22 protein-coding genes are annotated in these 21,188 nt (G+C 69.8%); 10 read left to right on the forward strand and 12 right to left on the reverse strand.

All coding sequences use genetic code 11. The features are described 5' to 3' along the window. The first annotated feature begins 90 nt into the window (after positions 1-90). Both ABEA24_RS00150 and ABEA24_RS00155 read left to right on the forward strand, forming a co-directional pair. A complete protein-coding gene (locus ABEA24_RS00150; RefSeq protein ID WP_345428006.1) occupies positions 91-3,186 on the forward strand; it encodes an AfsR/SARP family transcriptional regulator in 3,096 nt (1,031 codons plus the stop codon). A 113-nt stretch (positions 3,187-3,299) separates the two neighbouring features. Next, positions 3,300-3,815, forward strand: a complete 516-nt coding sequence (locus ABEA24_RS00155; protein WP_345428007.1) for a DinB family protein — start codon at positions 3,300-3,302, stop codon at positions 3,813-3,815. Between the two features lie 60 nt (positions 3,816-3,875). Here ABEA24_RS00155 and ABEA24_RS00160 read toward each other — a convergent pair whose 3' ends face one another. The 4 genes from ABEA24_RS00160 to ABEA24_RS00170 form a co-directional block, all read right to left on the reverse strand. After that, positions 3,876-4,664 (reverse strand): GNAT family N-acetyltransferase, encoded by a 789-nt coding sequence (locus ABEA24_RS00160; RefSeq protein ID WP_345428008.1) that lies wholly within the window; start codon positions 4,662-4,664, stop codon positions 3,876-3,878. 176 nt (positions 4,665-4,840) lie between these two features. Further along, a complete protein-coding gene (locus ABEA24_RS53360) occupies positions 4,841-4,939 on the reverse strand; it encodes a DUF397 domain-containing protein (RefSeq protein ID WP_425551122.1) in 99 nt (32 codons plus the stop codon). A gap of 11 nt (positions 4,940-4,950) precedes the next feature. Continuing rightward, positions 4,951-5,046 carry a DUF397 domain-containing protein gene (locus ABEA24_RS00165; RefSeq protein ID WP_345428010.1) on the reverse strand — a complete coding sequence of 32 codons (96 nt, stop codon included), beginning with the start codon at positions 5,044-5,046 and terminating at the stop codon, positions 4,951-4,953. Then, positions 5,043-5,846 (reverse strand): helix-turn-helix domain-containing protein, encoded by an 804-nt coding sequence (locus tag ABEA24_RS00170; RefSeq protein WP_345428011.1) that lies wholly within the window; start codon positions 5,844-5,846, stop codon positions 5,043-5,045. Before ABEA24_RS00170 ends, ABEA24_RS00165 begins: the two co-directional genes overlap by 4 nt. Before the next feature lie 236 nt (positions 5,847-6,082). Between ABEA24_RS00170 and ABEA24_RS00175 the strand changes: the two genes are divergently transcribed. Both ABEA24_RS00175 and ABEA24_RS00180 read left to right on the forward strand, forming a co-directional pair. Beyond that, entirely contained in the window at positions 6,083-6,472 is a 390-nt protein-coding gene (locus tag ABEA24_RS00175) for an ATP-binding protein (protein WP_345428013.1), read from the forward strand. Positions 6,473-6,537: 65 nt separating this feature from the next. Then, on the forward strand, positions 6,538-7,053 hold the full coding sequence (locus ABEA24_RS00180; RefSeq protein ID WP_345428016.1) for a GNAT family N-acetyltransferase: 516 nt from the start codon (positions 6,538-6,540) through the stop codon (positions 7,051-7,053). Positions 7,054-7,092: 39 nt separating this feature from the next. Here ABEA24_RS00180 and ABEA24_RS00185 read toward each other — a convergent pair whose 3' ends face one another. Further along, positions 7,093-8,217: an NADAR family protein gene (locus ABEA24_RS00185; protein WP_345428018.1), complete on the reverse strand. Its 1,125-nt coding sequence runs from the start codon at positions 8,215-8,217 to the stop codon at positions 7,093-7,095. 339 nt (positions 8,218-8,556) lie between these two features. On the opposite strand from ABEA24_RS00185, the gene ABEA24_RS00190 reads away from it, so the two are divergent. Beyond that, positions 8,557-9,189 carry a C39 family peptidase gene (locus ABEA24_RS00190; RefSeq protein WP_345428020.1) on the forward strand — a complete coding sequence of 211 codons (633 nt, stop codon included), beginning with the start codon at positions 8,557-8,559 and terminating at the stop codon, positions 9,187-9,189. A 44-nt stretch (positions 9,190-9,233) separates the two neighbouring features. Here ABEA24_RS00190 and ABEA24_RS00195 read toward each other — a convergent pair whose 3' ends face one another. Next, on the reverse strand, positions 9,234-9,731 hold the full coding sequence (locus ABEA24_RS00195) for a tetratricopeptide repeat protein (protein WP_345428022.1): 498 nt from the start codon (positions 9,729-9,731) through the stop codon (positions 9,234-9,236). A gap of 230 nt (positions 9,732-9,961) precedes the next feature. Between ABEA24_RS00195 and ABEA24_RS00200 the strand changes: the two genes are divergently transcribed. Further along, the gene (locus ABEA24_RS00200) at positions 9,962-11,269 is read left to right on the forward strand and encodes a sialidase family protein (RefSeq protein WP_345428024.1); all 1,308 of its coding nucleotides are present in this window, start codon (positions 9,962-9,964) and stop codon (positions 11,267-11,269) included. A gap of 56 nt (positions 11,270-11,325) precedes the next feature. Here ABEA24_RS00200 and ABEA24_RS00205 read toward each other — a convergent pair whose 3' ends face one another. After that, entirely contained in the window at positions 11,326-12,225 is a 900-nt protein-coding gene (locus ABEA24_RS00205) for an NmrA/HSCARG family protein (protein WP_345428027.1), read from the reverse strand. A 121-nt stretch (positions 12,226-12,346) separates the two neighbouring features. Here ABEA24_RS00205 and ABEA24_RS00210 point away from each other — a divergent pair, with 121 nt between their 5' ends. Both ABEA24_RS00210 and ABEA24_RS00215 read left to right on the forward strand, forming a co-directional pair. Beyond that, positions 12,347-13,060: a TetR/AcrR family transcriptional regulator gene (locus ABEA24_RS00210; RefSeq protein ID WP_345428029.1), complete on the forward strand. Its 714-nt coding sequence runs from the start codon at positions 12,347-12,349 to the stop codon at positions 13,058-13,060. 191 nt (positions 13,061-13,251) lie between these two features. After that, a complete protein-coding gene (locus ABEA24_RS00215; protein ID WP_345428031.1) occupies positions 13,252-14,595 on the forward strand; it encodes an ABC transporter permease in 1,344 nt (447 codons plus the stop codon). A gap of 15 nt (positions 14,596-14,610) precedes the next feature. Here the strand turns inward: ABEA24_RS00215 and ABEA24_RS00220 are convergent, their stop codons facing one another. The 5 genes from ABEA24_RS00220 to ABEA24_RS00240 form a co-directional block, all read right to left on the reverse strand. Beyond that, positions 14,611-15,273, reverse strand: coding sequence for a response regulator (locus ABEA24_RS00220; RefSeq protein ID WP_345428033.1), 663 nt, complete (start codon positions 15,271-15,273; stop codon positions 14,611-14,613). Then, a complete protein-coding gene (locus tag ABEA24_RS00225) occupies positions 15,270-16,415 on the reverse strand; it encodes a sensor histidine kinase (protein WP_345428036.1) in 1,146 nt (381 codons plus the stop codon). Before ABEA24_RS00225 ends, ABEA24_RS00220 begins: the two co-directional genes overlap by 4 nt. Positions 16,416-16,473: 58 nt before the next feature. Then, positions 16,474-17,043 carry a hypothetical protein gene (locus ABEA24_RS00230; protein ID WP_345428038.1) on the reverse strand — a complete coding sequence of 190 codons (570 nt, stop codon included), beginning with the start codon at positions 17,041-17,043 and terminating at the stop codon, positions 16,474-16,476. A gap of 152 nt (positions 17,044-17,195) precedes the next feature. After that, on the reverse strand, positions 17,196-17,678 hold the full coding sequence (locus tag ABEA24_RS00235; protein WP_345428040.1) for a cupin domain-containing protein: 483 nt from the start codon (positions 17,676-17,678) through the stop codon (positions 17,196-17,198). A gap of 92 nt (positions 17,679-17,770) precedes the next feature. Then, complete coding sequence (locus tag ABEA24_RS00240) at positions 17,771-18,934, reverse strand: LacI family DNA-binding transcriptional regulator (RefSeq protein ID WP_425551123.1); 1,164 nt, start codon at positions 18,932-18,934, stop codon at positions 17,771-17,773. Between the two features lie 291 nt (positions 18,935-19,225). Between ABEA24_RS00240 and ABEA24_RS00245 the strand changes: the two genes are divergently transcribed. Together ABEA24_RS00245 and ABEA24_RS00250 are read left to right on the forward strand one after the other, a co-directional pair. Further along, positions 19,226-20,086, forward strand: coding sequence for an ABC transporter permease (locus ABEA24_RS00245; RefSeq protein ID WP_345428042.1), 861 nt, complete (start codon positions 19,226-19,228; stop codon positions 20,084-20,086). 63 nt (positions 20,087-20,149) lie between these two features. Further along, on the forward strand, positions 20,150-21,166 hold the full coding sequence (locus tag ABEA24_RS00250; protein WP_345428044.1) for an ABC transporter substrate-binding protein: 1,017 nt from the start codon (positions 20,150-20,152) through the stop codon (positions 21,164-21,166). Positions 21,167-21,188 lie beyond the last annotated feature (22 nt).

Genomic DNA, 21,188 nt, shown 5'->3' on the forward strand with positions numbered 1-21,188 from the left:
CGATGAGCATCCAGGGGCCGGTTGATACATTCGCGATGCGTTTGCGATGGATGCCCAGTTAGACGGGCTATGCCGCACGGGGGTGGGGGTTTGGGGCTGCGGTTCACGCTGCTCGGACCGGTGGAGGTGTCCGCCGACGGACTGCCCTTGCCCGGTCTGGCTCCCCGGCACCGTGCCGTGCTCGGCTATCTGCTGCTCAACGCCGGGAAGGTGCTGAGCGCCGACCGGCTCATCGACGCCGTCTGGGGCCTCACCCCGCCCGACACCGCCCGTGCGCAGATCCATGCCGCGATCACCGCGATCCGCCGTGTCCTGCGGGCGGCCGGTGCGGCCGACGTACTGACCACCCGCCCGTCGGGCTACGTGATCACCGCCGGTCCGGACCGGCTCGACCTGGCCGAGTTCACCGCTCGCGTCACCGCCGCGACGGTCGAGGAGATGCGAGCGGCGCTGGCACTGTGGCGAGGGGAGCCGTTCGCGGACGTCACCGCCGACTACGTACGCGAAGCACGCACCCTGCTGGAGGAACGGCGGCTGTCCGCCGTCGAGCGGCTGGTCGATCTGGAACTGGCGTCAGGCCGCCACGAGGATCTCATCCACGAACTGACCAGGCTGGTGGCGGCGCACCCGATACGGGCACGGCTCACCAGCCAGCTCATGCTCGCTCTGCACCGTTCGGGACGGCAGGCCGACGCGCTGGCGGTGGCGCGGAACTTCCGCACCACCCTGGCCGAGCAGCAAGGGCTCGATCCAAATCGCTCTTTCATCGCCCTCGAAGACGCGATCCTCCGCGACGACCTCCGGCTCTACCAGCCCGCCCAGCCGCAGCCCGGGGACGCTGCGCCCGCACCTGTACCGGAGCCGCCGGACTCTGCGCCCGCACCCGTGCCGGAGCTCCCGGTCACCGACTCCGCGCCCGCACCCGTGCCGGAGCTCCCGGTCACCGACTCCGCGCCCGCACCCGTGCCGGAGCTCCCGGTCACCGCCCTCGCCGACTCCGCGTTCACGCCACCCGGCGCCGGTCCGTCGCTCACCTCGCCCGCGCCCGAGGGACCCGCGCACCGATCGCCCGAACCGGACACTGCGGGCGCTCGGCGCGCGTATTACCTGCCGTACGACACCTCCGACTTCGCCGGGCGGACCGACGAACTCGACTGGCTCGCCCATGCCCGGCCGGGGGTGGTGACGCTCGCGGCTCTGGACGGAATGGCCGGCATCGGTAAGACGACGCTGGCCATCCGCGCCGCGCACCGGCTCGCCGACCGGTTTCCGGACGGGCAGCTGTTCGTCGACCTGTACGGACATACGGCGGGTCAGGAGCCGATGGACGCGGGCGCGGCGCTGGAGATCCTGCTGCGGCAGCTCGGGGTCCCGGGCGAGCGCATTCCGGTCTCGGTCACCGACCGGTCCGCGCTGTGGCGGGCGGAACTGGCCGGCCGCCGGGTGCTGGCCGTTCTCGACAACGCCGTCGGCACCGATCACGTACGGCCACTGCTGCCCGGCGCATCCGGCAGCCTGCTCCTCATCACCAGCCGACGGCGGCTGACCGATCTGGACGGCGCACAGACGCTGTCGGTCGACCTGCTGCCTCCCGCCGACGCGGTCGCGATGTTCACCCGCATCGTCGGCGCCCGGGCGGAGGCCGAGCCGGTAGCCGTGCTGGACGTGCTGCAACTGTGCGGATTCCTCCCGCTGGCGGTACGGATCGCCGCCGCCCGGCTGCGCCACCGGCCCCGGTGGACCGTCGCGTACCTGGCCGACCGGCTGCGCGACCAGCGCCGCAGGCTCGCCGAACTGGCCACCTCCGAGCGCGGTGTCGCCGCCGCGTTCAACCTGTCCTACGAGCAGCTCGACCCGGCCCGGCAGCGCATGTTCCGGCTCCTCGGCCTGCACCCGGGCCGCGACATCGACGCGAACGCCGCCGCCGCGCTCGCCGACCTGCCCCCGGAGACGGCCGAGGACCTGCTGGAAGATCTGCTGGACGCGCACGTCCTGCTGCAGCACGAGCCCGCCCGGTACACCTTCCACGATCTGCTGCGGGCCCACGCCCGTACGATCGTGCTCGCGACGGAGACGCGGGACGAGCAGCGGGCCGCGCTGGCCAGACTGTCCGAGCACTACCTGCACGGGGCGCGCCTGGCCGTGGACGTCCTCTTCGACTACGGGCGGAGCCGGTCGCCCCGGGTTCCCGCGCCGGACGGGTCGATCCTGTCGTTCTCCGGCGAGGCCGAGGCGACCGCCTGGCTGGAGGCCGAGCGGGCCAACCTGCTCGCGGTCGGCGCCCACACCGCGGAACACGGACCACCCATCACGGGCGACCTGGCGACGACGCTGCGGCCCTACCTCGACGCCCGTGGGCACCCCAGTGACGCCCTGACCCTGCACACCCACGCGCTGACCGCGAGTCGCCGGCTCGGCGACAAGGCGGGCGAGGCCACCGCACTGGTCGACCTGGGCTGGCTCAGCTACCGGCTCGGCGACCACGACGAGGCGCTGGCCCGCTCACGACGGGCTCTGGAACTGGCCCTCGAATGCGACGATCTGTATGCGGCCTCTCGTGCGCTCAACACCATCGGCAACGTCCACCTGCGCAGACGCGAATACGACCGGGTCCATGAGCACTTCGAGCACGGGCTCGCCCTGAGCCGCCGGATCGGCAACCAGGTCGGCGAGGCCCACATCCTGGGCAACCTGGCCCGCAGCTACCAACAGCAAGGCCGCTACAGCGAGGCCAGCGACCACCATCGGCAGGCCCTCGACCTGCATCGGCAGGTCGGCAACCGGGGCGGCGAGGCCCGCACTCTTGACCACTTGGGCGTCGTGTACCGAAGCCAAGGCCACTACGAGCAGGCGAGCGACCACCATCAGCAGGCATTGAAGCTCTACCGACTGCTCGGCAACCGGACCGAGGAGGCCTCCGCCCTCAACGGCCTGGGCGAGGTGGCCCGATCCATGGGCCGGCCCGACGAAGCGGTCTCCTGCCACGAGGTCGCCCTCAGCCACGCCGTCGAACAGGGCAACCGGCCCGAACAGGCCCGCGCCGAGCACGGGCTGGCACACGCCCACCGCGACCTCGGCCAGCCGGACACGGCACGCGTCCACGCCGAACGCGCCCTCTACGTCTACACCGGCATCGGCGTTCCCGAAGCCGACGAGGTACGCGCCCTCCTCACCGACCTGAGCTGACCGCTCACGCGGTAGGGACAGACACCGATAGGCGCCAGAGCCAGACGGGCCGTCCGGCTCGGTGTGGTCGATTTCATTCGACACCGCATCCGCGCTGCGGGAGGCTGCCCGCGATGACACGACGCACCGACACGCCTCCCGCCTGGGACGAGCGCACGCAACTGGCCACCTTCCTCGATTACGCCCGTGACACGGCCCGAGCCAAGTGCGAGGGACTGTCCGCGGAGGACGCCCGCAAGGCCCCGCTTCCGAACTCACCCTTGATGACGATGTGCGGCCTGATCGGCCATCTCCGCTGGGTCGAGTACCACTGGTTCCAGGTGATGTTCCTGGGCGAGGAGCCCGAAGGCCCCCTGACGGAGGCAACCGACGAGGACCCGGACCCCGAGATGCGACAGGCGATCGACATCCCGCTGCCCCGCCTTCTCGCCGAGTACGAGGAGCAGAGCGCCCGCTACCGCCGCCTGGTGTCCGACCATGACCTGAACACGACGGCGAGCCGCCCCTTCCGGGACGGCCGTCACGCGGACCTCCGCTGGATCGTCCTCCACCTCATCGAGGAGATCTCTCGCCACAACGGCCACCTCGACATCGTGCGCGAACTCGTCGACGGGCGGACCGGCGTCTGAGCACACGCTCGGGTGACAACGGCGGCGACCTCGACGCACTTGCCGCCGTTCGCACCGGAATCAAGGAGTCGGTGACCACACAAAGGGGGTCGTGGTGGTCACGGCCTGGAACCCGAGTGCGCGCAGAATGGGCGCGCTGGCGTCGGAGGCGTCCACCTGGAGGTAGGTGACCCCGCGGGCGGTGGCGAGCCGGGCACGGGCGGCCACCAGCGCGCGATAGATCCCCTGCCCTCGCCATGCGGGCAGCGTCGATCCGCCCCAGAGCGAAGCGAACTCCGTGCCCGCTCGAAACACGAGCCATGCGGCGGAAACGACCTCGCCGTCGGCCTCGGCGACCATGACCGCGATCTCAGCCGGCGCCGCGGAGATTCGCGCGATCAGGTCGTCGGCGAGCCAACTCTGGTTCTGGCCCCAGACGATGGACTCCATCGCCGCTATGCGGTGCATGTCAGCATCTGTGGTGACCTGGCGCAGGCGGACGCCGTCCGGCAGGACCGGCGCCCCGGCCATCTCGTCGGCGCGACCGATCATGACGGTCTCCTGCTCTTCGGGGACGAAACCGGCGGCCCTCAGGCGGTCGACGAGGTCGGCCGGTCGGTCATGCCCACGGGTCTTCCACTCCACCGCCTCTCCGCGTGCGGCGAAGTAGTCGCGTTGGCGCCGGATCAGCCCGTCGAGGTCAGAGCCACGTAGTCCCACGTCGCGCGGGCAGCTGATGAACCCGCGGAATTGGCCGACGATCCGCAGCAACGGCCCGTCCTGCTCGTATCGGACTCCCTTTGGAGGGGTGGGCGGTTCTCCTCGCATCTGGTCGTCATAGGCTGTGAGGAGATCGTCGATATCGGTCACGCGAATAGACCATACGGTCCACGTCAACCGGGTTTTTCCGTCCCGCCGCGATCGCCGGCGCTGAGCAGTCGGGAGGCGACTCATCCGGCGTACGCGACAACGCCATCACGATCCGCAAGGTCTGACCCCCGCCCCTCAGGCACCCCCTGGCGGTGTCTGAGGCGAAGGGGCCGCCTTTACGGTCGGGTGGCGACGACAGCGATTTCGACGTAGTCGCCGCCGTTGGCACCGGACCGGCTGGACTTATGCCATCCGCTGATGGTTGCCGTGAGCATGGCTCCGCCGATCACGGTCGGGTGGTGACGACGGCGACCTCGACGCACGTCCCGCCGTTGGCACCCGAGCGGCTGGACTTACGCCATTCGACGTTCTGCTGTTTCACAGCTCCTCCTGAACCTGCCGGATTAGATCCAACGACGCGGATACCGGCAACGCGACGACGCGTAGGGCCTCGTAGGTTTCGGACATCGTTTTGACTAGTTCTGGCTTCTCGTGGAGGTGATTGCTTGCCGGATCTTCACTGTAAGCCAGGTCTGGCGAGCCGTCGAAGCTAAGAATTAAGAAGCTTGAGGTGAGGCCCGCGTGCGCCCCGGTGGCATGAGGGATCATCTGTATGTTGATTCCTGGCCGGTTCGCCAGTTGGGCCAGTCTGTCGAGTTGGGCGTGCTGTGTTTCTTTGTCGCCGATTGCGCGGCGGATGACCGACTCGTCGATGATCGCCCACAGCATGGGTGGCTTATCGCGATTGAGGATTTCCTGGCGTTCGATCCGCGCGGTGACCAGATCGTCGATGACTTCGGGCCGGGCGGCCGGTAGACCCGCCGTGAGCAGGGCGCGGGCGTACTCCGGCGTCTGGAAGATGCCCGGAACCACGACGACATCCCACATATGGATGCCTGCGGCCTGCCGCTCCGCTTCGATGTAGTGAGCGAACGACTGGACGGGGTGGGTCTCGTGTTTGAGGAGGCCGTGGAGCACCATGAGTGCTCCGCCGGTGCTCAGGGCCTGGTCGCAGCGTTCGACGAAGTCGCGACGGGGGGCCTTCTGGGCGGTCTCGACGTTGCTGATCATCCCTTCTGAGTAGTTGATCAGCTTGGCCAGGTGGCCCTGGGTCATGTTGCCGGCGGCGAGTCGGTAGCGGCGTAGTTCGGAACCGAGCGCGATCAGCGTTGGACTGCGCATCTATGTCCCTTTCTGTACTGCTTTCCGGGGGGTTCACGGAGCCTCACTTCAGTGCGCGGCGAATTCATGAAGTGAAAGGCATTCCATGCTGGGTATCGATGCCAGCACCAAGCGTAGTTACCCGTGGTCAGGATGGTGGCGAATCGGCGGAATCGGAGAGATCACGAGGGGCGGTGCCGGTTGTGCGTCGAGTAGAAGAACGTCGTATCGCATGGGAGCGCGGGGAGATTAGAGGAGTGCTGCTGGGGGAGATACGACTCCCGATAAGACCCGAATCGGCGACGCCCGCCCGCCGTTTTCTCACGGCGGTCTCTCACGCGTGGGGGATTCCCGACGCCGCCGACACCGCCGAACTGCTCGGCTGCGAGCTCGTCACCAACGCGGTCCGCTACGCCGCCGCGATGCCGGGGTCGACGCTGCGGCTCCTGCTGATCCGGGACGGCGACCGGTTGCGCGTCGAGGTCCACGACCCGTCCGGCGCTCCACCGGCCGCCAAGGATCCGGCGCTCGACGCCACGAGCGGGCGCGGCCTCCTCATCGTCGGCGCGCTGTCCACCGACGCCGGCTGGCACCCCACCGCGCACGGAAAAGCGGTCTGGTTCGAGCTCCTGCCCCGCTGGCCATGACGGTGTTCCTAAGGCCACGCCGTGGATCGGATGCGGATACCAACCTCCTAACGGATACTTCGGTCATGACTGTGCTGGAGACGGATCGACTCATCATGCGACCGCTGACGGGCGACGACTTCGCCGATTACGCTGCGATGCTGGCCGATCCGGAGGTCGCGGGAGGGCTGGCGGAAAGTGTCGGCACCTCACCCGCCGACGCTTGGCGAAGTCTCGCCATGTTCATCGGCCACCGGGAGATCCGCGGCTACTCCCACTGGGCGCTCGTCGAGAAGGCCACCGGCCAGTTCGTAGGGCGCGCCGGGCCCTGGCAGCCCCACGGGTTTCCGGGGCTGGGAGTCGGCTGGTGCCTGGCACGAGAACACTGGGGAAAGGGCTACGCCACAGAGGCGGCCCGCGCTTCTCTGGACTATTGCCGCGAGGAGTTGGGCGCACAGGAAGTGATCTGCGTCATCCTGCCGGACAATCCCCGTTCCATAGCCGTCGCGGAGCGGATCGGCCACCGCCACCTGCGCGACATCCAATACCGCGGCCAGACCGTCCACGTTTACGGCCAGCACTTGGGCTCGGCCTCTCGATGAGCCGGGTCCGCTGACGCCGAGTGGCGGTTGTAAGGGCGACTACTTGTCTGACTGGGCGAGCTCGGCTCGGATCAGCTCGAGCAAACGCCCGACCCAGTTGCGTCCTTCGCCGGGACCGCGATCGGTCCAGAACGGTGACTCGGAGATGCCGGTGTAACTGATCCGCGCGTCCGCGGTGGACAGCAGAATCTCGGCCAGCTCGGGATGCTGGGTGAACTTGGCTCGGAGCAGGTCGGCCATGACGGCGGTACGGGCCATGGCCCAGTTCGGCCGCAGAGCGCAACGGCCGCCGGTCTCGTGCGCATCGTGGACGGTGGCGGCGTCCCGGATCCGGTCGTGATCGGAGCGGTCGGCGGCCGCGACAGCCCAATATCCATGGATGATCGTGGGGTAGGTCTGGCCGTTGTAGGAGAACGGGGCCGGGAACTCGTTGCGAAGCGCCCACAGGTCCGGATGTTCCGGCGGCTCGGTCGACGGATTGACGCGCTCATGCAACGTGATCGCCGCTGCCCCGGCCTTTACCGGATCGTCCGCGTACAGGACCGCGTAATGCTCACGGCTCTGTTCCACTCCTCGATCGCCGGCATTGAAGTACTCCAGGACCGTGCGATGCATCTCCGCGGTGGCGATCGGCCCGTCGCCGCCCACCGGCTCACCGATATCAGTGACCAGTTGCCGCAATGGGATGTCCTGCCGGTCCATGTCACCCAGCACGTACACCCGCTTGTGCGGTGGGATCGCCAGGTACGCCTCCCTGACCAGCAACCGGTTGTCCTCGGTAGGTTCCCGCTGGTAGCGCTTGATCGCCTCCCAGCACAGCTTCGAAGTGGTCGGCCGACCGTTCAGTGCTTCGATCTCGTCGCCGACCTCGCCCAGGAAACCCTCGTTCGTGATTGGCTCCGGATAGCGGGCCGACCACCGCGGCGTCTGCTTGGGGCGCTCCGGCACTGAACGTTCAGGATCTCTGAGAGCGACCTTTCCGGACTCGAGCCTCCGGCGGAGTTCCTCAAGGTCGAACGTCTCCCCGCACCTGATCAAACCGTCCGCGTAGGCGACGAGGTCGTCCATGTGGTAGCCGGAATAGCCCTTGACCCAGACGTGGCACCACGCCCCGTCGATACGCTCCCCATCCACCAACCGGTACGTCGGCCCCTTCCACGCCATCCACGTACGGTAGCGCTGGAATCGGTCCCGCTCGCACACAAACCCTCCGGCCGTACCATCGCCACCTGCGGAAACGCCCGCGTGGGCGAGAGTTTGTGTGCGAACGGGTCCAGGGACGTGGCTCGACGACTCCCCGCGCCGCCGCTTGTCCCGCCGCGGCACCGCCCGGTTCGCCGCTCCAGGCTCCGGCGCCCCGCCCGAGCCGCCCGCCCGAGCCGCTTGCCCGCGTAGCAGGCAGGCATAGGGCTGGGGGCCTAAGGGCGGTTAGGGCCGTGGCCACTGTCGACGGATGGGCACGGCGACGAGACTCCTTGATCACCCGAATTGAGGAGTCCCCCCATGAGTAGGTCTCGTCGTACGGCCATCGGCGTCGCTGTTCTCAGCGCCGCCCTGGTCGGGCCCCTCGGCGCCGCAGCCCAAGCGTCCGCCGCCCCCGCTCCCGCCAAGGTGTCCGCCGCCTCCGCTCCCGCACAGGTCCAGATCCAGGCGGGCAAGCAGCTGTCGATCAAGAGGCAGATGCAGCAGCGCGACTGGTGGTGCGTCCCGGCGGTCGTGCGGGCCATGCTGTCGATGCACCGCAGCGGTTCGAGGCTGCCGACCCAGTCCCAGCTCGCCGGCCACATGCACACCACGAAGAAGAACGGCACCACCTCCCGCGCCGCACTGCAGACGCTCAACCAGGTGGCAGGCCGGCACATCTACGATTTCAACACCGCCGGATCCTCCTCACGGCTCCTGTCTGAGATCAAGGCGTCCATCAACCGCAAGCACGGCGTCTACGCCTCGGTGTGGAGCAACCACACGCCGTGGCAGAAGGGTGGCAGCAAGGAGGGTCACGCGATCCTCGCCTACGGCTACTCGGGCAACACCATCTTCTGGTGGGACCCGGCCGACAACAGCAACCACAAGGCCTCGGCGGCCGCCTCCTACTCCGCGCTCAAGGCCCGCGGAATGACGTTCGTCACCGGCTGATCCGAGGACCGGCGACCCGCGTCTCACCCTTGGAGGTGAGCGGGTTACACGATCTCGTCGAGGTGGTCGGCGTAGTATCCGATCGCCCTGCGGTACGACTGGATGCGCGGGTCGCCGCTGGTCTCGGCCAGCACCTTGAGCAGGCTCCCCACCGCGTCGCGGGACTCGCCGAGGTTGTAGGAGGCCATGGCGAGGAAGGTGGTCAGCGCCGCGTCCCCCGGAAACTCCGCCAACCCTCGGCGGAACATCGCCGCCGACGACTCATAGCGGCCCAGCACCCGGTACGTGCTGCCCAGCCCCAAGAAGGCCCCGTGCCGGTCCTCGATCGACAGGCCGGAACCGTTCAGCGCCCGCTCGTAGAAGGGGACCGCCTCCGCCTCCAGTTCGAGCACGTCGTGCGCCCACGCGGTCTGATAGGCGATCTCGGCGTCTTCCGGGTATCGCTCGGCGAGTTCCAGCAGCCGCACGCGGGCCTGCTCGGCCTGCCCCTCTTCGCGGAGCAGCACGGCCTGCGACAGCGCGGAGTCGCGATCCTCATCCATGTAGACGCACGCTGCCAGCCGTCATCCGCCGACGCAAACCGCGCTCCGCCACCGAGCACGCCGTACGCGCCGGACCGCCTCGCCCGAGTTCGGCCCATTCGGCGGTCTCCGTACGGCACTCCTCCCGAGCACAGCGGCGCCATCAGCACTGGAGCGGTCCACGGTAGCCCCGGGCGCTGGCTATATTTACCGCCGTTCATGATCAAACCGGGGGGTAAGGGGCAATGCGGATGAGAGCGGTCACCAGGGACAGAGCGCGCGTCGCCATGGTGGCGGCGGCCGGGGTGGTGACCGCCGGGGTCGCGGTCGCGATCGGCGGGACCGGGTCGAGTCAGGCTGCCGCGGTCCGGTCGGCCGTGGTCGCCGGATCGGCCGCCGCGCAGCGTCACTCCGAGCGGGTCCTCTTCGACGGCGGGCGTGAGGCGGTCGGCGGGGTCAAATACCACTCGTTCCGCATCCCGGCGGTGGTGCGTACCAAGAAGAACACGGTCCTCGCCTTCGCCGAGGGCAGGGTGAAGGGCAGCGCCGACTACGGCGACATCGACCTGGTCTACAAGCGTTCCACCAACAGCGGCGCCTCCTGGTCCTCGCTGCGGCGGGTCGTCGGGTCGGGCGCCGGCACGTGGGGGAACCCCACTCCCGTGGCGGACTTGCGCACCGGCAGGATCTGGCTGTTCATGTCGTGGAACTCGGCCCACTACAGCGAGACCGGCGGGCACGGTACGACCAGGATCACGCAGTGGGGGCAGCGGAAGGTCTACCTGTCGAGCAGCCGCGACGACGGCCTCACCTGGAGCAAGCCCGTTGACATGACGGCGAAGCTCAAGCCGAAGAAGCTCGCGAACGGGAAGACCTGGGCGTGGGACGCCGTGGGCCCGGGGACGGGGATCCAGACGACGGTGAGCCACCCCGGGCGGCTGATCGCCCCGGCGCAGTTCCGCAACATCTACAGCGACGACAGCGGCCGGACCTGGAAGGTGCGGCGCATCGTCCACAGGTCCACCAAGGCGTACGAGGAGCAGACGGGCGAGTCCACGATCGCCGAGCTCGCCGACGGCACGCTGTACCGCAACGACCGGCCACTCAAGAAGTACTGGGCCACCACGAAGCGCCGAAGAGTGGCCCGCGGGACCATCGAGGGCGGATTCACGGCGTTCGCCCCCGACAAGGCGCTGCTGGAGCCGACGAACGGCTGCGGCGCGTCCACGCTGCGGTACAACGTCGGCAAACCGTCCCGGTTGGTGTTCCTGAACTCGGCCAGCACGAAGACCCGGACGCGGATGACGGTGCGCATCAGCTACAACGCCGGCCGAACCTGGCCGATCGCCCGTGCCTTCGGTGACGCGCCGTTGCCCGGGCAGAGCAGTTCCTACCAGGAAGGCGGCTACTCCAGCATGGCGACGCTCGCGAACCACCGCATCGGCGCCCTGGTCGAGGTCAACGAGAACGTGAACAGCGCCTCATCACACCGCTCGATCGCGTTCCGTACGGTCGACCTGAGCTGGATCCTCAATGGCAAGCGTGAACCGTCGTCCTGACGGGCGACCGCCACGCGTACGCTCCCACCGGCCGTGACCCGGGGGCCTGAAACCGGTCAGGCCGGCAGGGAGTCCAGTTGCTCCAGGAGCCGGGCCTTGCCCGATCGGTCCAGCCAGGTGGCGAAGTTCATGAGGCCTGGGTGGGCCTTCCGCAGGGGCGCGACGTCGGTGTCGAAGTAGCGTTCGTTCGCCCAGGTGAACACCTTGGCGGCCTCAGGGGCGTGCTCCCACAGGGTGTCGAGCGGCACCCGGGTGTGCGGTACCGGGCGGCCGGCCGCCGTGCTCAGCGCCGCGGCGATCTGCGGGGCGGTCAGCCTGTCTCCGGTGATCTCGATGGCCCTGCCCACGTATTCGTCCGGGTTCGCGAAGGCCAGCGCGGCGAACGCACCGATGTCGTCGATGGCGATGAGCTGCATCACCACGCCGTCGTGCCAGAAGACGTTGAGCGAGCCGTTCTGGAAGAACCGGGCCGGGCTGGTGAAGTCCTCCATGAACCCGGCGGGGCGCAGGATCGTCGCGGGGAGGCCCAGGTCGCGGATGTGCCCTTCGACCTGCCATTTTTCGATCGGTCCCCAGCCTCGCTCCAGGTAGAAGCCGTTCTGGCTTTCGGCGCCGCCGACCGAGGAGTAGACCAGGTGCCGTACGTTCGCGGCCTTGGCGGCGTCCGCGACGTTCTTGCCCTGGGCCAGTTCGTTGGGGTTGGCGGACTGGACGCTGTAGATGCCGTACGCGCCGCGTGCCGCCGCGTCGAGGGAGGTGCGGTCGTCCAGGTCGCCGCGGACGAGTTCGGCGCCGGCGGCGGCGAGTGCGATGGCCGTCGGCGCGGTGTCGTCTCGGACGAGGGCGCGGACCCGCCAACCGGCGGCGAGCAGGTGGCGGGCGGTGGCGCCGCCCTGGTTCCCGGTGGCGCCGGTGACCAGGACGGTCTTGTCGCGAGTGTCGATGGCGGTGTTCATGGATCGCTCCTGTTCGCACGGGGTGCCGCTGTGTCGACGTGACCATATGACTATTTTTGAAATTTGGTCAACTACTAACCGAAGATTGACTAGATTCGCCATCTGGTCATATGGTCCGCGTGTGAGCGCCTCTTCCGAACGACTCCGGGACCCCCGGCAGCGAGCCGAACGAGCCGCGAGGATCCTTGACGCGGCGGCCGATTTGCTGCTGCGCCACGGCTACCGGCGGGTGACCATCGACGACGTGGCCGCCGGAGCCGGCATCGGTAAGGGCACCGTCTATCTGCACTGGAAAGCGCGGGAACAGCTGTTCGGTGCGGTGTTCGCGCGCGAGGTGCTCCACGCGGTGGACGAGCTATGCCAGGCCCTGCGGCAGGACCCGCGGACGTGCCTGCTGCACCGCTTCGCCCACACCTACTTCCTGGCCATCGTGAACCGGCCGCTGCTGCGCAGTTTCCTGCTGGGCGACCCCGAGTTGCTCGGCAAGCTGACCGCCTCACCCGACACCGCACGCGATGACCGGCACAGCAGCGTGATGCGCGGATACTTCGCGTTGCTCGCCGAGCACGGCCTGCTGCGCGACGACCTGAGCGTCGATGAGGTCGGTTACGCCTACCAGGCGACCTTCGAGGGCTTCCTGCGGGCCGAGGGCGCTTCGCCGGTGGACGGCCCCGAGCAGCGGGCCGACCTCCTCGCGCGAACCGTTCGGCGCGCGTTCGAAAGCGAGTCACAGGCCTCCGACGCCGCCGTGGCGGACCTGGCCGCCGCCACCATCGCGCTTCTGGGAGACCTGATCGACGCCGACCGCGCCGAGTTCGGCATCCCCGAGGCCTGACGACGGCGGAGGCAAGCCGGATTTCGGGCGGTGAACCCGAACCGTTCTGACAGCGAACCCCGTACGCACCCCCGCCGCTCGCGACGGTCGCGCGCCCGCCGTGACCCTCGCGCGGTGGCCGGAAACGGCTCTATCGGTGATCGCTTCCGTTCATTAGACTCACGCGCCATACAGGGTCCTGGGAGGCGATCATGAGTCAGTCCCCCGACGAACCGGAACCGCGCGAAGAGCCCACTTCCGTTCCTCCCGACCGGCCGGCCCCCGGATCGCCGCCCTCGCCCGGGGCGCAGCATCCCCCCGCCGGATCCCAGCAGCCCCCGCCCGGATCGCCGCAGCCGCCCGCCGGATCCCAGCAGCCCCCACCGGGACCGCCGCAGCCGCCCGCCGGACCGTACGCCGGTCCGCCGCCCTGGTCGTACGGGCAGGGACCGTGGGGCAATCCGCCGGGGCCATGGCCCGCCCCACCGGAACCCCCCGGACCGCCGGGAGCCCCCGGACCGCCGCCCCTGCCGGGAACCTGGCCGCCTTTCGCCGATCCCGCCGAGCGGGATCGCCTCGCCGTCCACCTGATCTGGGAGGGCGTGCTCGCCCTCATCGCCGTCGTGCTCATCGCCGCCACTCTGGTGATGACGCCCCATCAGAATCTCACCGCCGCGTTCTCCCAGGCCGGGTACCTCGGGCTGGCCGCCGCCGGGCTCGCGTTCTCGATGCGGACGGCCTCGCCCAACCTCGCCGTCGGCCCCATCGCCGGGTTCACTGGCGTGCTGACCGCCTCACTCGTGACCCAGCACGGGTGGGGGAAACCGGTCGCCATGATCACGGCGGTCCTGCTCGCGACCGTCATCGGGTTCGTCCTCGGCCTGCTGGTCGCCGTCTTCTTGGTGCCGGGATGGGCGGCGACGTTCGGCGCGGCGACCGTCATCCAGGCGGCGATCCTCGGGTTGACCTCCAACCGCGGGATGATCCCGCTGCGCCTGGGGAGCGGAAGTTACCCCACCGCCCTGTGGTTCGCCCTGTTCGCCCTGGTGTCGGTCGGCGGCGGCGCGCTGTGGCTGGTCCCTGCCGTGCGCACACGGCTCGGTGCCGGCCGGGACCCCGGCGGCCTGCGCGTGTGGGACGGTCTGGGGGCCATCGCCGGCCTCACCGGATCGAGCTTCCTCGCCGGACTGGGCGGTATCGCCCTGGTCATGCGCCTTCAGGCGGCCGACGCCGCGAACGGCGCGAACCTCACCGTGTCGGCGTTCGCGGTCGTGCTGCTCGGCGGTACGAGCGTGTTCGGGCGGCGGGCCGGCGTCTTCGGCACTCTTCTCGGCTTCATGGTCGTCGCGCTCATCGGCACCCTGATCGTCTACAACAACGTCTCCTTCTGGGTGACGAGCCTCGTCACCGGTCTGATCGTCCTGGCCGGTCTCGGCGTCAACCGTGGGCTCGAGAGCATCACCGACGCTTGGAACAGACCGCGTCCCACGTCGCCGTCGCCGCCCACTCCGCCGCCGCCGCCCACTCCGCCGCCGATGGGCGCTCCGGTCGCCTGACCGCGCCGGGGGCGGTCAGGAGGAGCCGGCGACGATGAGGCCGGACTCGTACGCGGCGATGACGGCCTGGACGCGGTCGCGTAGGCCCAGCTTGGCGAGCACGTTGCTCACGTGCGTCTTCACCGTGTGCTCGCTGACGACCATGGCCGTGGCGATCTCGGAGTTCGACAGGCCACGGCCTAGGAGTACGAGCGTCTCCTTCTCCCGGCTCGTGAGCGCGTCGAGGCCGGTCGCGGGGGAGACGTCCGAGCGGGGCCGCCGCGCGACCAGGTCGGAGATCAACCGGCGGGTCACCGTCGGGGCCAGCAGGGACTCGCCCACCGCGACCACGCGGACGGCGTGGACGAGGTCGTCCCGGCGTACGTCCTTGAGCAGGAACCCGCTCGCGCCGGCGTACAGCGCGTCGTACACGTAGTCGTCCTGGTCGAACGTCGTCAGCATCAGCACCCGGCTGGAGGAACCGGCGCAGATCCGCCGCGCCGCCTCGATGCCGTCCATGCGCGGCATCCGGATGTCGAGCAGCACCACGTCCGGGGCGTACTCGGTCACCGCGGCGACCGCCTCCGCGCCGTCGGATGCCTCGGCCACCACCGTGAAGTCGGGCTGGGAGTCCAGGATCATCGCGAAGCCGCTGCGCACGAGCTCCTGGTCGTCGGCGATGACGATGCTGACGGTCACGGGGCCACCACCGGCAGGGTCGCGGTGACGGTGAAGCCGCCCGTGCCGCCGTGCGCGGAGGCGGTGCCGCCGCAGGCCAGGGCGCGCTCCCGGATCCCGATGAGCCCGTGGCCGGAGCCGCCGAGCGTGCCCGAGCCGGTTCCGTCGTCCCGAACAGTGATCACGAGTGACTCTCCCCAGTCCAGAGTGACCGCGACCTTGGTGGCGGCCGCGTGCTTGAGCGTGTTGGTGAGCGCCTCCTGCACGATCCGGAACGCGGCCACCTCGGCGTCGGCCGTCAGCCGGCCCGCGTCGCCGGTCACCGCGTAGGACGCGGCCAGCCCGGTTTCCTTGACCTGGGCCACCAGCGAGGGGATGGCCGCGGCGGTCGGCTGCGGGGCACGGATGCCGGTGTCCTGCTCCTCCTTGAGGACGCCGAGCGTACGGCGGAGCTGCGTCATCGCGTCCCGGCCGGCGGCGGCGATCGCGTCGAACGCCTTCTCCGCCCGGTCCGGCATCGTACGCACCGCGACCGGCCCCGCCTCGGCCTGAACGATCATCAGACTGACGGCGTGGGCCAGCACGTCGTGCATGTCCCGGGCGATGCGGGCGCGTTCGGTGGCCACCGCGCGGGCGGCCTCGGCCGCACGGTCGCGTTCCAGCTGGCCGGCACGGTAGGCGAGGTCCTGCAGCCGCTGCTCCCGGCGCTGCGCGAGCGTGCCGAGGACCAGGGCGGCCGAGCCGGTGAGCAGCCCGATCAGTGCCGTCGTCGGGCTCTTCATGGTGGCCACGCTGGTCACGGTGACCAGCACGACGGCGAAGATCCGATGCCACTTCCGCCCCACCCAGGCGAGCGAGTAGAGGGCCACCAGGATTCCCCAGGCGATCGGCTCCGACGGCCCGTCGTTCCGGATGTTGTACGCCATCAGCGACACGAAGATGGCGAGCAGGCAGAGGATGGGGAACCGCCGCCGGAGGACGAGCGGCAACGAGGCGCCCGCCATGAGCACCCAGACCCACGGTGAGAACGGACCCGGCTGCTCCGGCCGCGGGATCACCAGCGGGGCGTACAGCACGGCGAGCACGAGCAGGGCGACCCCCGCATCCGCGACGTACGGCCGCACGCCAGGGGACAGGCGGTCCCACGCCTTGAGCGCACTCACGTGAGCATCTTCCCAGTGTCCGGCTTCATACATTCTGTCGGTGAAAGCCGTTGGCTCGTCACACGAGTGCGTGGGCGGCGCGGTGCGAACCGCGGACGGCCGGCGGTGCGAGCGCGAGGACGTAGAGGACGCCGGTCGCGGGAATGTAGTCCAGGCTCGCCGCCGCGGCGACCGTGCCGGCCAGGATGAGGATGGGCGTCCACCAGGGAACGACCCGCGCGTTCACCACGGCCGCCACGATCGTGAGCCCGAGCAGCCCGACGTAGAACAGGATCGGCACGATGGTGTAGACGACCGGCATCACGCCGGGGACGTCCTGGATCTGGTCGAACATCCGGCTCTTGTCGGCGGCGTCGCGGGCGAGCAGGCCGACGACGATGTCGATGCCGATCTGCGTGATCGAGGCGGCCAGCCCGATCAGGCCGATCGCGGCGAACGCCGTGGCGGTCCGGCCCGGAGCGAGCCGGCGCAATCCGAGGATGACCGAGCCGAACAGCACGAGACCGGTCAGCATCAGCACGTGGCCGAACGTCCAGCCGAAGCGGCTCTGGCGGTCGATCAGACGGGCCACGCCGTACGCGCCCACGAGCGCTGGTGCGGCGACGAAAGAGATCCTGCTGATGTTCACGGCGACTCCCGAGGACGTGGGGTGATGCCGCAATCCTCGGGATCTCCGGCCGCCGGGGGATCGCCGGTGCGAGCCATCTTCCGGCCTCCCCCGTACGACCGATCCGCCTCCCTCGCGTGCCGGAGGAAGGCGGATCGGCCCGTACGAGCGCGTCAGATCCAGTGGTTGTCGTGGCGCAGGTAGAACGCGGCGCGTTCCTCGTCGCTCATCCCGTCCAGCCCCGCGGCGAGGCCCTCGAAGTAGCCTTCGCGCGGCGCGCCCGGGGAGAAATGCAGCAGCATCGAGGCGGGTTCCCCGGACTCATTGCGAAAGGCGTGGATGCCGCCCGCGGGCACGTGCACGAAATCGCCGGGAACCGTGTCGATCCAGCGCTCGCCGTTGTAGATGCGGACCGTTCCACTGAGGATGTAGAACGACTCGGAGATCGACCGGTGGAAGTGCGCGCTCGGTCCGCTCGGCTTCGGCCCGAACTCCCAGCGATACATGCCGAACAGCCCGCCCGTCGACGCACCGGTCGCCAGATAGTGCACGGTGTTGCCGGACCGGTAGGTGACCTCGGGCTCGTGGTCGGCCGGCCGGTAGGTGGCGCTGACCTCGCCGTGCTCGCCCTCGTAGCGCGCCGGTGGATAACTCACATCGTCTCCTTCACGTTCGAGCCGACATCGCTGGATGATCGATCAGGGCCCAGCCCATCGTGACACAGCGGCGTTCAGCCCAGGCGAGACGCTTACCCGGCGCGCCAGCGGCGAGGGGCTGTGGTGCTGGCGCGGAGGACGACCTCGCCGGTGATGCGCTCGACGCGGCTGCGGCGGGCGGGCTCGCGGAGGGCGAGGTTCATGACGCGCTCGCCGAGCTCTTCGAGCGGCAGGGCGACGGTGGTCAGCGGCGGGACCAGGTCGCGGACGATGGGGATGTCGTCGAAGCCGGCCAGAGAGACCTGGCTCGGCACGTCGACGCCGTGGTCGCGGAAGGCCGACAGGGCGCCGATCGCCATGACGTCGGTGAGGGCGAACACGCAGGTCGCCCGCAAGCCGCGGCGGAGCAGCTCGGTCGCGGCGGCGTAGCCGCCGTCGCGGGTGAAGGACTCCCCGATGATCTGGTCGTCGGGGAGGTCGACCCCGGCCTCGGCGAGGGCGTCGCGGAAGCCGCCCAGCCGGTCGGACACGGTCGTGAGCGTGTGGGGCCCGGTGAGCACGGCGAAGTCGCGGTGGCCCAGGTCGAGGAGGGCGCGGGCGAGGGCGGCGGCGCCCTCCCGGTTCTCCGGCTGGACGGTGTCGACGCGGAGGCTGCGGTGGCGGCTGAGGACCGCCACGCGGCCTCCGGTCCGCAGGTACGGGTCGAGCTCGGCGCTCATCGCCCGCTCCCACTCGCGGTCCTCGAAGCCGGAGCCGATCAGCAGGATCGCGCGGGCGCGCTGGGCGCGGAGCATGGCGACGTAGTCGACCTCCCGCGCCGGGTCGCGGAACGTGCTGGCGAGCATGACGAGCAGGCCGTGCTCGGCCGCCGTGCGGGTGACGCCGCGGGCGATCGCCGCGAAGTACGGGTCGCTGACGTCGTGGCAGATCAGGCCGATCGACTGGCTGGAGGCGCGGGCGAGCGCTTGCGCGTGCGCGTTGGGCGCGTAGGCGAGCGCGGAGGCGGCGGCCAGCACGCGTTCGCGCAGGTCGGCGCGGACCTGGGTGGTGCCGTTGAGCACGCGGGAGGCGGTCGCGAGGGAGACCTCGGCCCGCCGGGCGACGTCCTGCAGTGTGACGTGCGCGCCTCCGGCGCCCACTCCTGGGTTCAGGGTGCCGCCGGCCCCGGCCCCTGCCGCGCCACTTCCGCCGCTCGCGATGCCGCCTGCGCCTCCCGTGCCATCGGCGCCTATTGCGCTGCTTCCGTCGCCTGTCACGCCATCCCCTGAGTCGCTGCTGTCGGCCGTGCCGTCGGGGCTCACGTCGGGGGTCGGACCACGGGCGGCTCGGCTCGGCGCGCGCGTCGTCGCTCGGGTGCTTCTGGTCGGCCGCTCCGGCCTTTCGTCCCCCATTGTGCGCCCTCCTGGCTCCAGCATGCCGTGAGCGTGCGACCCAGATCGGGATCGGGACCCCTCTTGACCGCACCGTACGCCGTCCCTACGGTAGCAGAAAGCGCTTTCAGAATGCGCTTTCTGAGCCCGAGCGCGGGTCCGAGCACGGAGGAGCTCATGGTGAGTCAGAGCACCACGTCCAGTGTTCCGGTGGCCGGAGTCGCCGAGCGTGACAGACCCGGGCCGGGCGAGCGGTTCCGCGAGGCGGTCCTGCGGTCGTGGCGGCCCGTGGCCCTGCTCGTCGCCTGTTTCGTCGCCTGGTGGGTGATCACCGCCGCCAAGCTGGTCGAGGCCTACCTGGTGCCGTCGCCGGCCAAGACGTTCCAGGTGATGAGCGACAAGGCGGGCTACATCTGGCACCACACCTGGGTCACCACGTACGAGACGCTGCTCGGCTTCGTCATCGCCGCCATCATCGGCGTCCTCGCCGCCGTCGTCATGGTGTACTCCACGGCGATCGAGAAGACGCTCTATCCCGTCCTGCTGTTCGCGCAGGTCATCCCGAAGGTCGCGATCGCGCCGCTGCTCGTCGTCTGGCTCGGCTTCGGCCTCGCTCCGAAGGTCGTCGTCGCGGTGCTCATCGCGTTCTTCCCCGTCGTCATCTCGATGGTGACCGGGCTGAAGGCGGTCGACCCGGAGATGATCCAGCTGTCGGCGACGATGGGCGCGGGCCCGCTGCAGACCTTCGCCAAGATCCGTTTCCCGGCGTCGCTGCCGCACCTGTTCTCCGGGCTGAAGGTCGCCGTGACGCTCGCCGTCACGGGTGCCGTCGTCGGCGAGTTCGTCGGGGCCAACGAGGGCCTCGGATACGTGATCCAGCAGGCCAACGGCAACCTCGACACCCCCATGCTCTTCGCCGGTCTGCTCGTCATGTCCCTGATCGGCGTCGTCCTGTTCGTGCTCGTGGAGTTCGCCGAGAAGCTGCTCCTGCCGTGGCACGCGAGCCGTCGCGGCTCCGCCGTGACCACCACTTACTGACCCACCGCGTACGACGCCCCGCGACCTGCCTGACGGAGACCTGACCAACCCGACGGAGACGATATGAAACTGCGCAGCCTCGCCCTCGCCCTGGTCCCCATCGTGGCGCTCACCGCCGCGTGCGGGGGAGGGGGCGGCAAGTCCAAGAGCGCCTCGGGCAAGGAGCTCGACAAGGTCACGCTGACCCTCAACTGGTACCCCTACGGCGAGCACGCGCCGTTCTACTACGGCAAGAAGCAGGGCATCTTCGAGAAGCACGGCATCGACCTGGAGATCAAGGCGGGGCAGGGCTCGCAGAAGACGGTGCAGGCGACCGGCGCGGGCCAGACCGACTTCGGCTGGGCGGACACCCCGGCGCTGCTGGCGGGCGTCAGCCAGGGTCTGCCGGTCAAGAGCATCGGCGTCTACATGCAGACCACCCCCGCCGCGGTGCAGTTCTTCTCGGCCAAGGCGATCAAGACGCCCGCGGATCTGAAGGGCAAGACCATCGCGGCGACGGCCGGCGACGCCCCGTCGCGGACGTTCCCGGCGTTCCTGAAGAAGAACGGCCTGAGCGATTCGGACGTCCACCTGCAGAACACCGACCCGGCGGGCAAGATGGCCGCGGTCATCTCCGGCAAGACGGACGGCCTCATCGGCTATGCCAACGACCAGGGCCCGACGATGGCCGCCAAGTCCGGCAAGCAGGTGTCGGTCCTGAAGTTCGCCGACTTCGGGCTCAACTTCTACTCCAACGGCCTGCTCGTCGGTGACCGGAAGCTGAAGAGCAGCGCGGACCTGGTCAAGCGGATGTCCGCGGCCACGAGCGAGGCGTGGGCGGCGGCCGAGAAGGACCCGGCGAACGCCGTCGCCGCCATGCAGGGCGCGTCCCAGCAGCTCCCGTCGCCGACGGTGCTGACCCAGCAGTTCCAGACCACGCTGTCACTCCTGCACACGAACGCCACCAAGGGCAAGGCCCCGGGCGTCAACACCGACGCCGACTGGCAGCAGACCATCGGCGTCTTCACCCAGGCCGGTCTGATCACCAAGGCGCAGCCGCCGTCGGCGTACTGGGACTCATCCGCCGCCCCGCAGGGCTGACCGACCACGGAAGAGGTGACGA

The organism is Actinoallomurus vinaceus, from assembly GCF_039542055.1.
Classification (GTDB): domain Bacteria; phylum Actinomycetota; class Actinomycetes; order Streptosporangiales; family Streptosporangiaceae; genus Actinoallomurus; species Actinoallomurus vinaceus.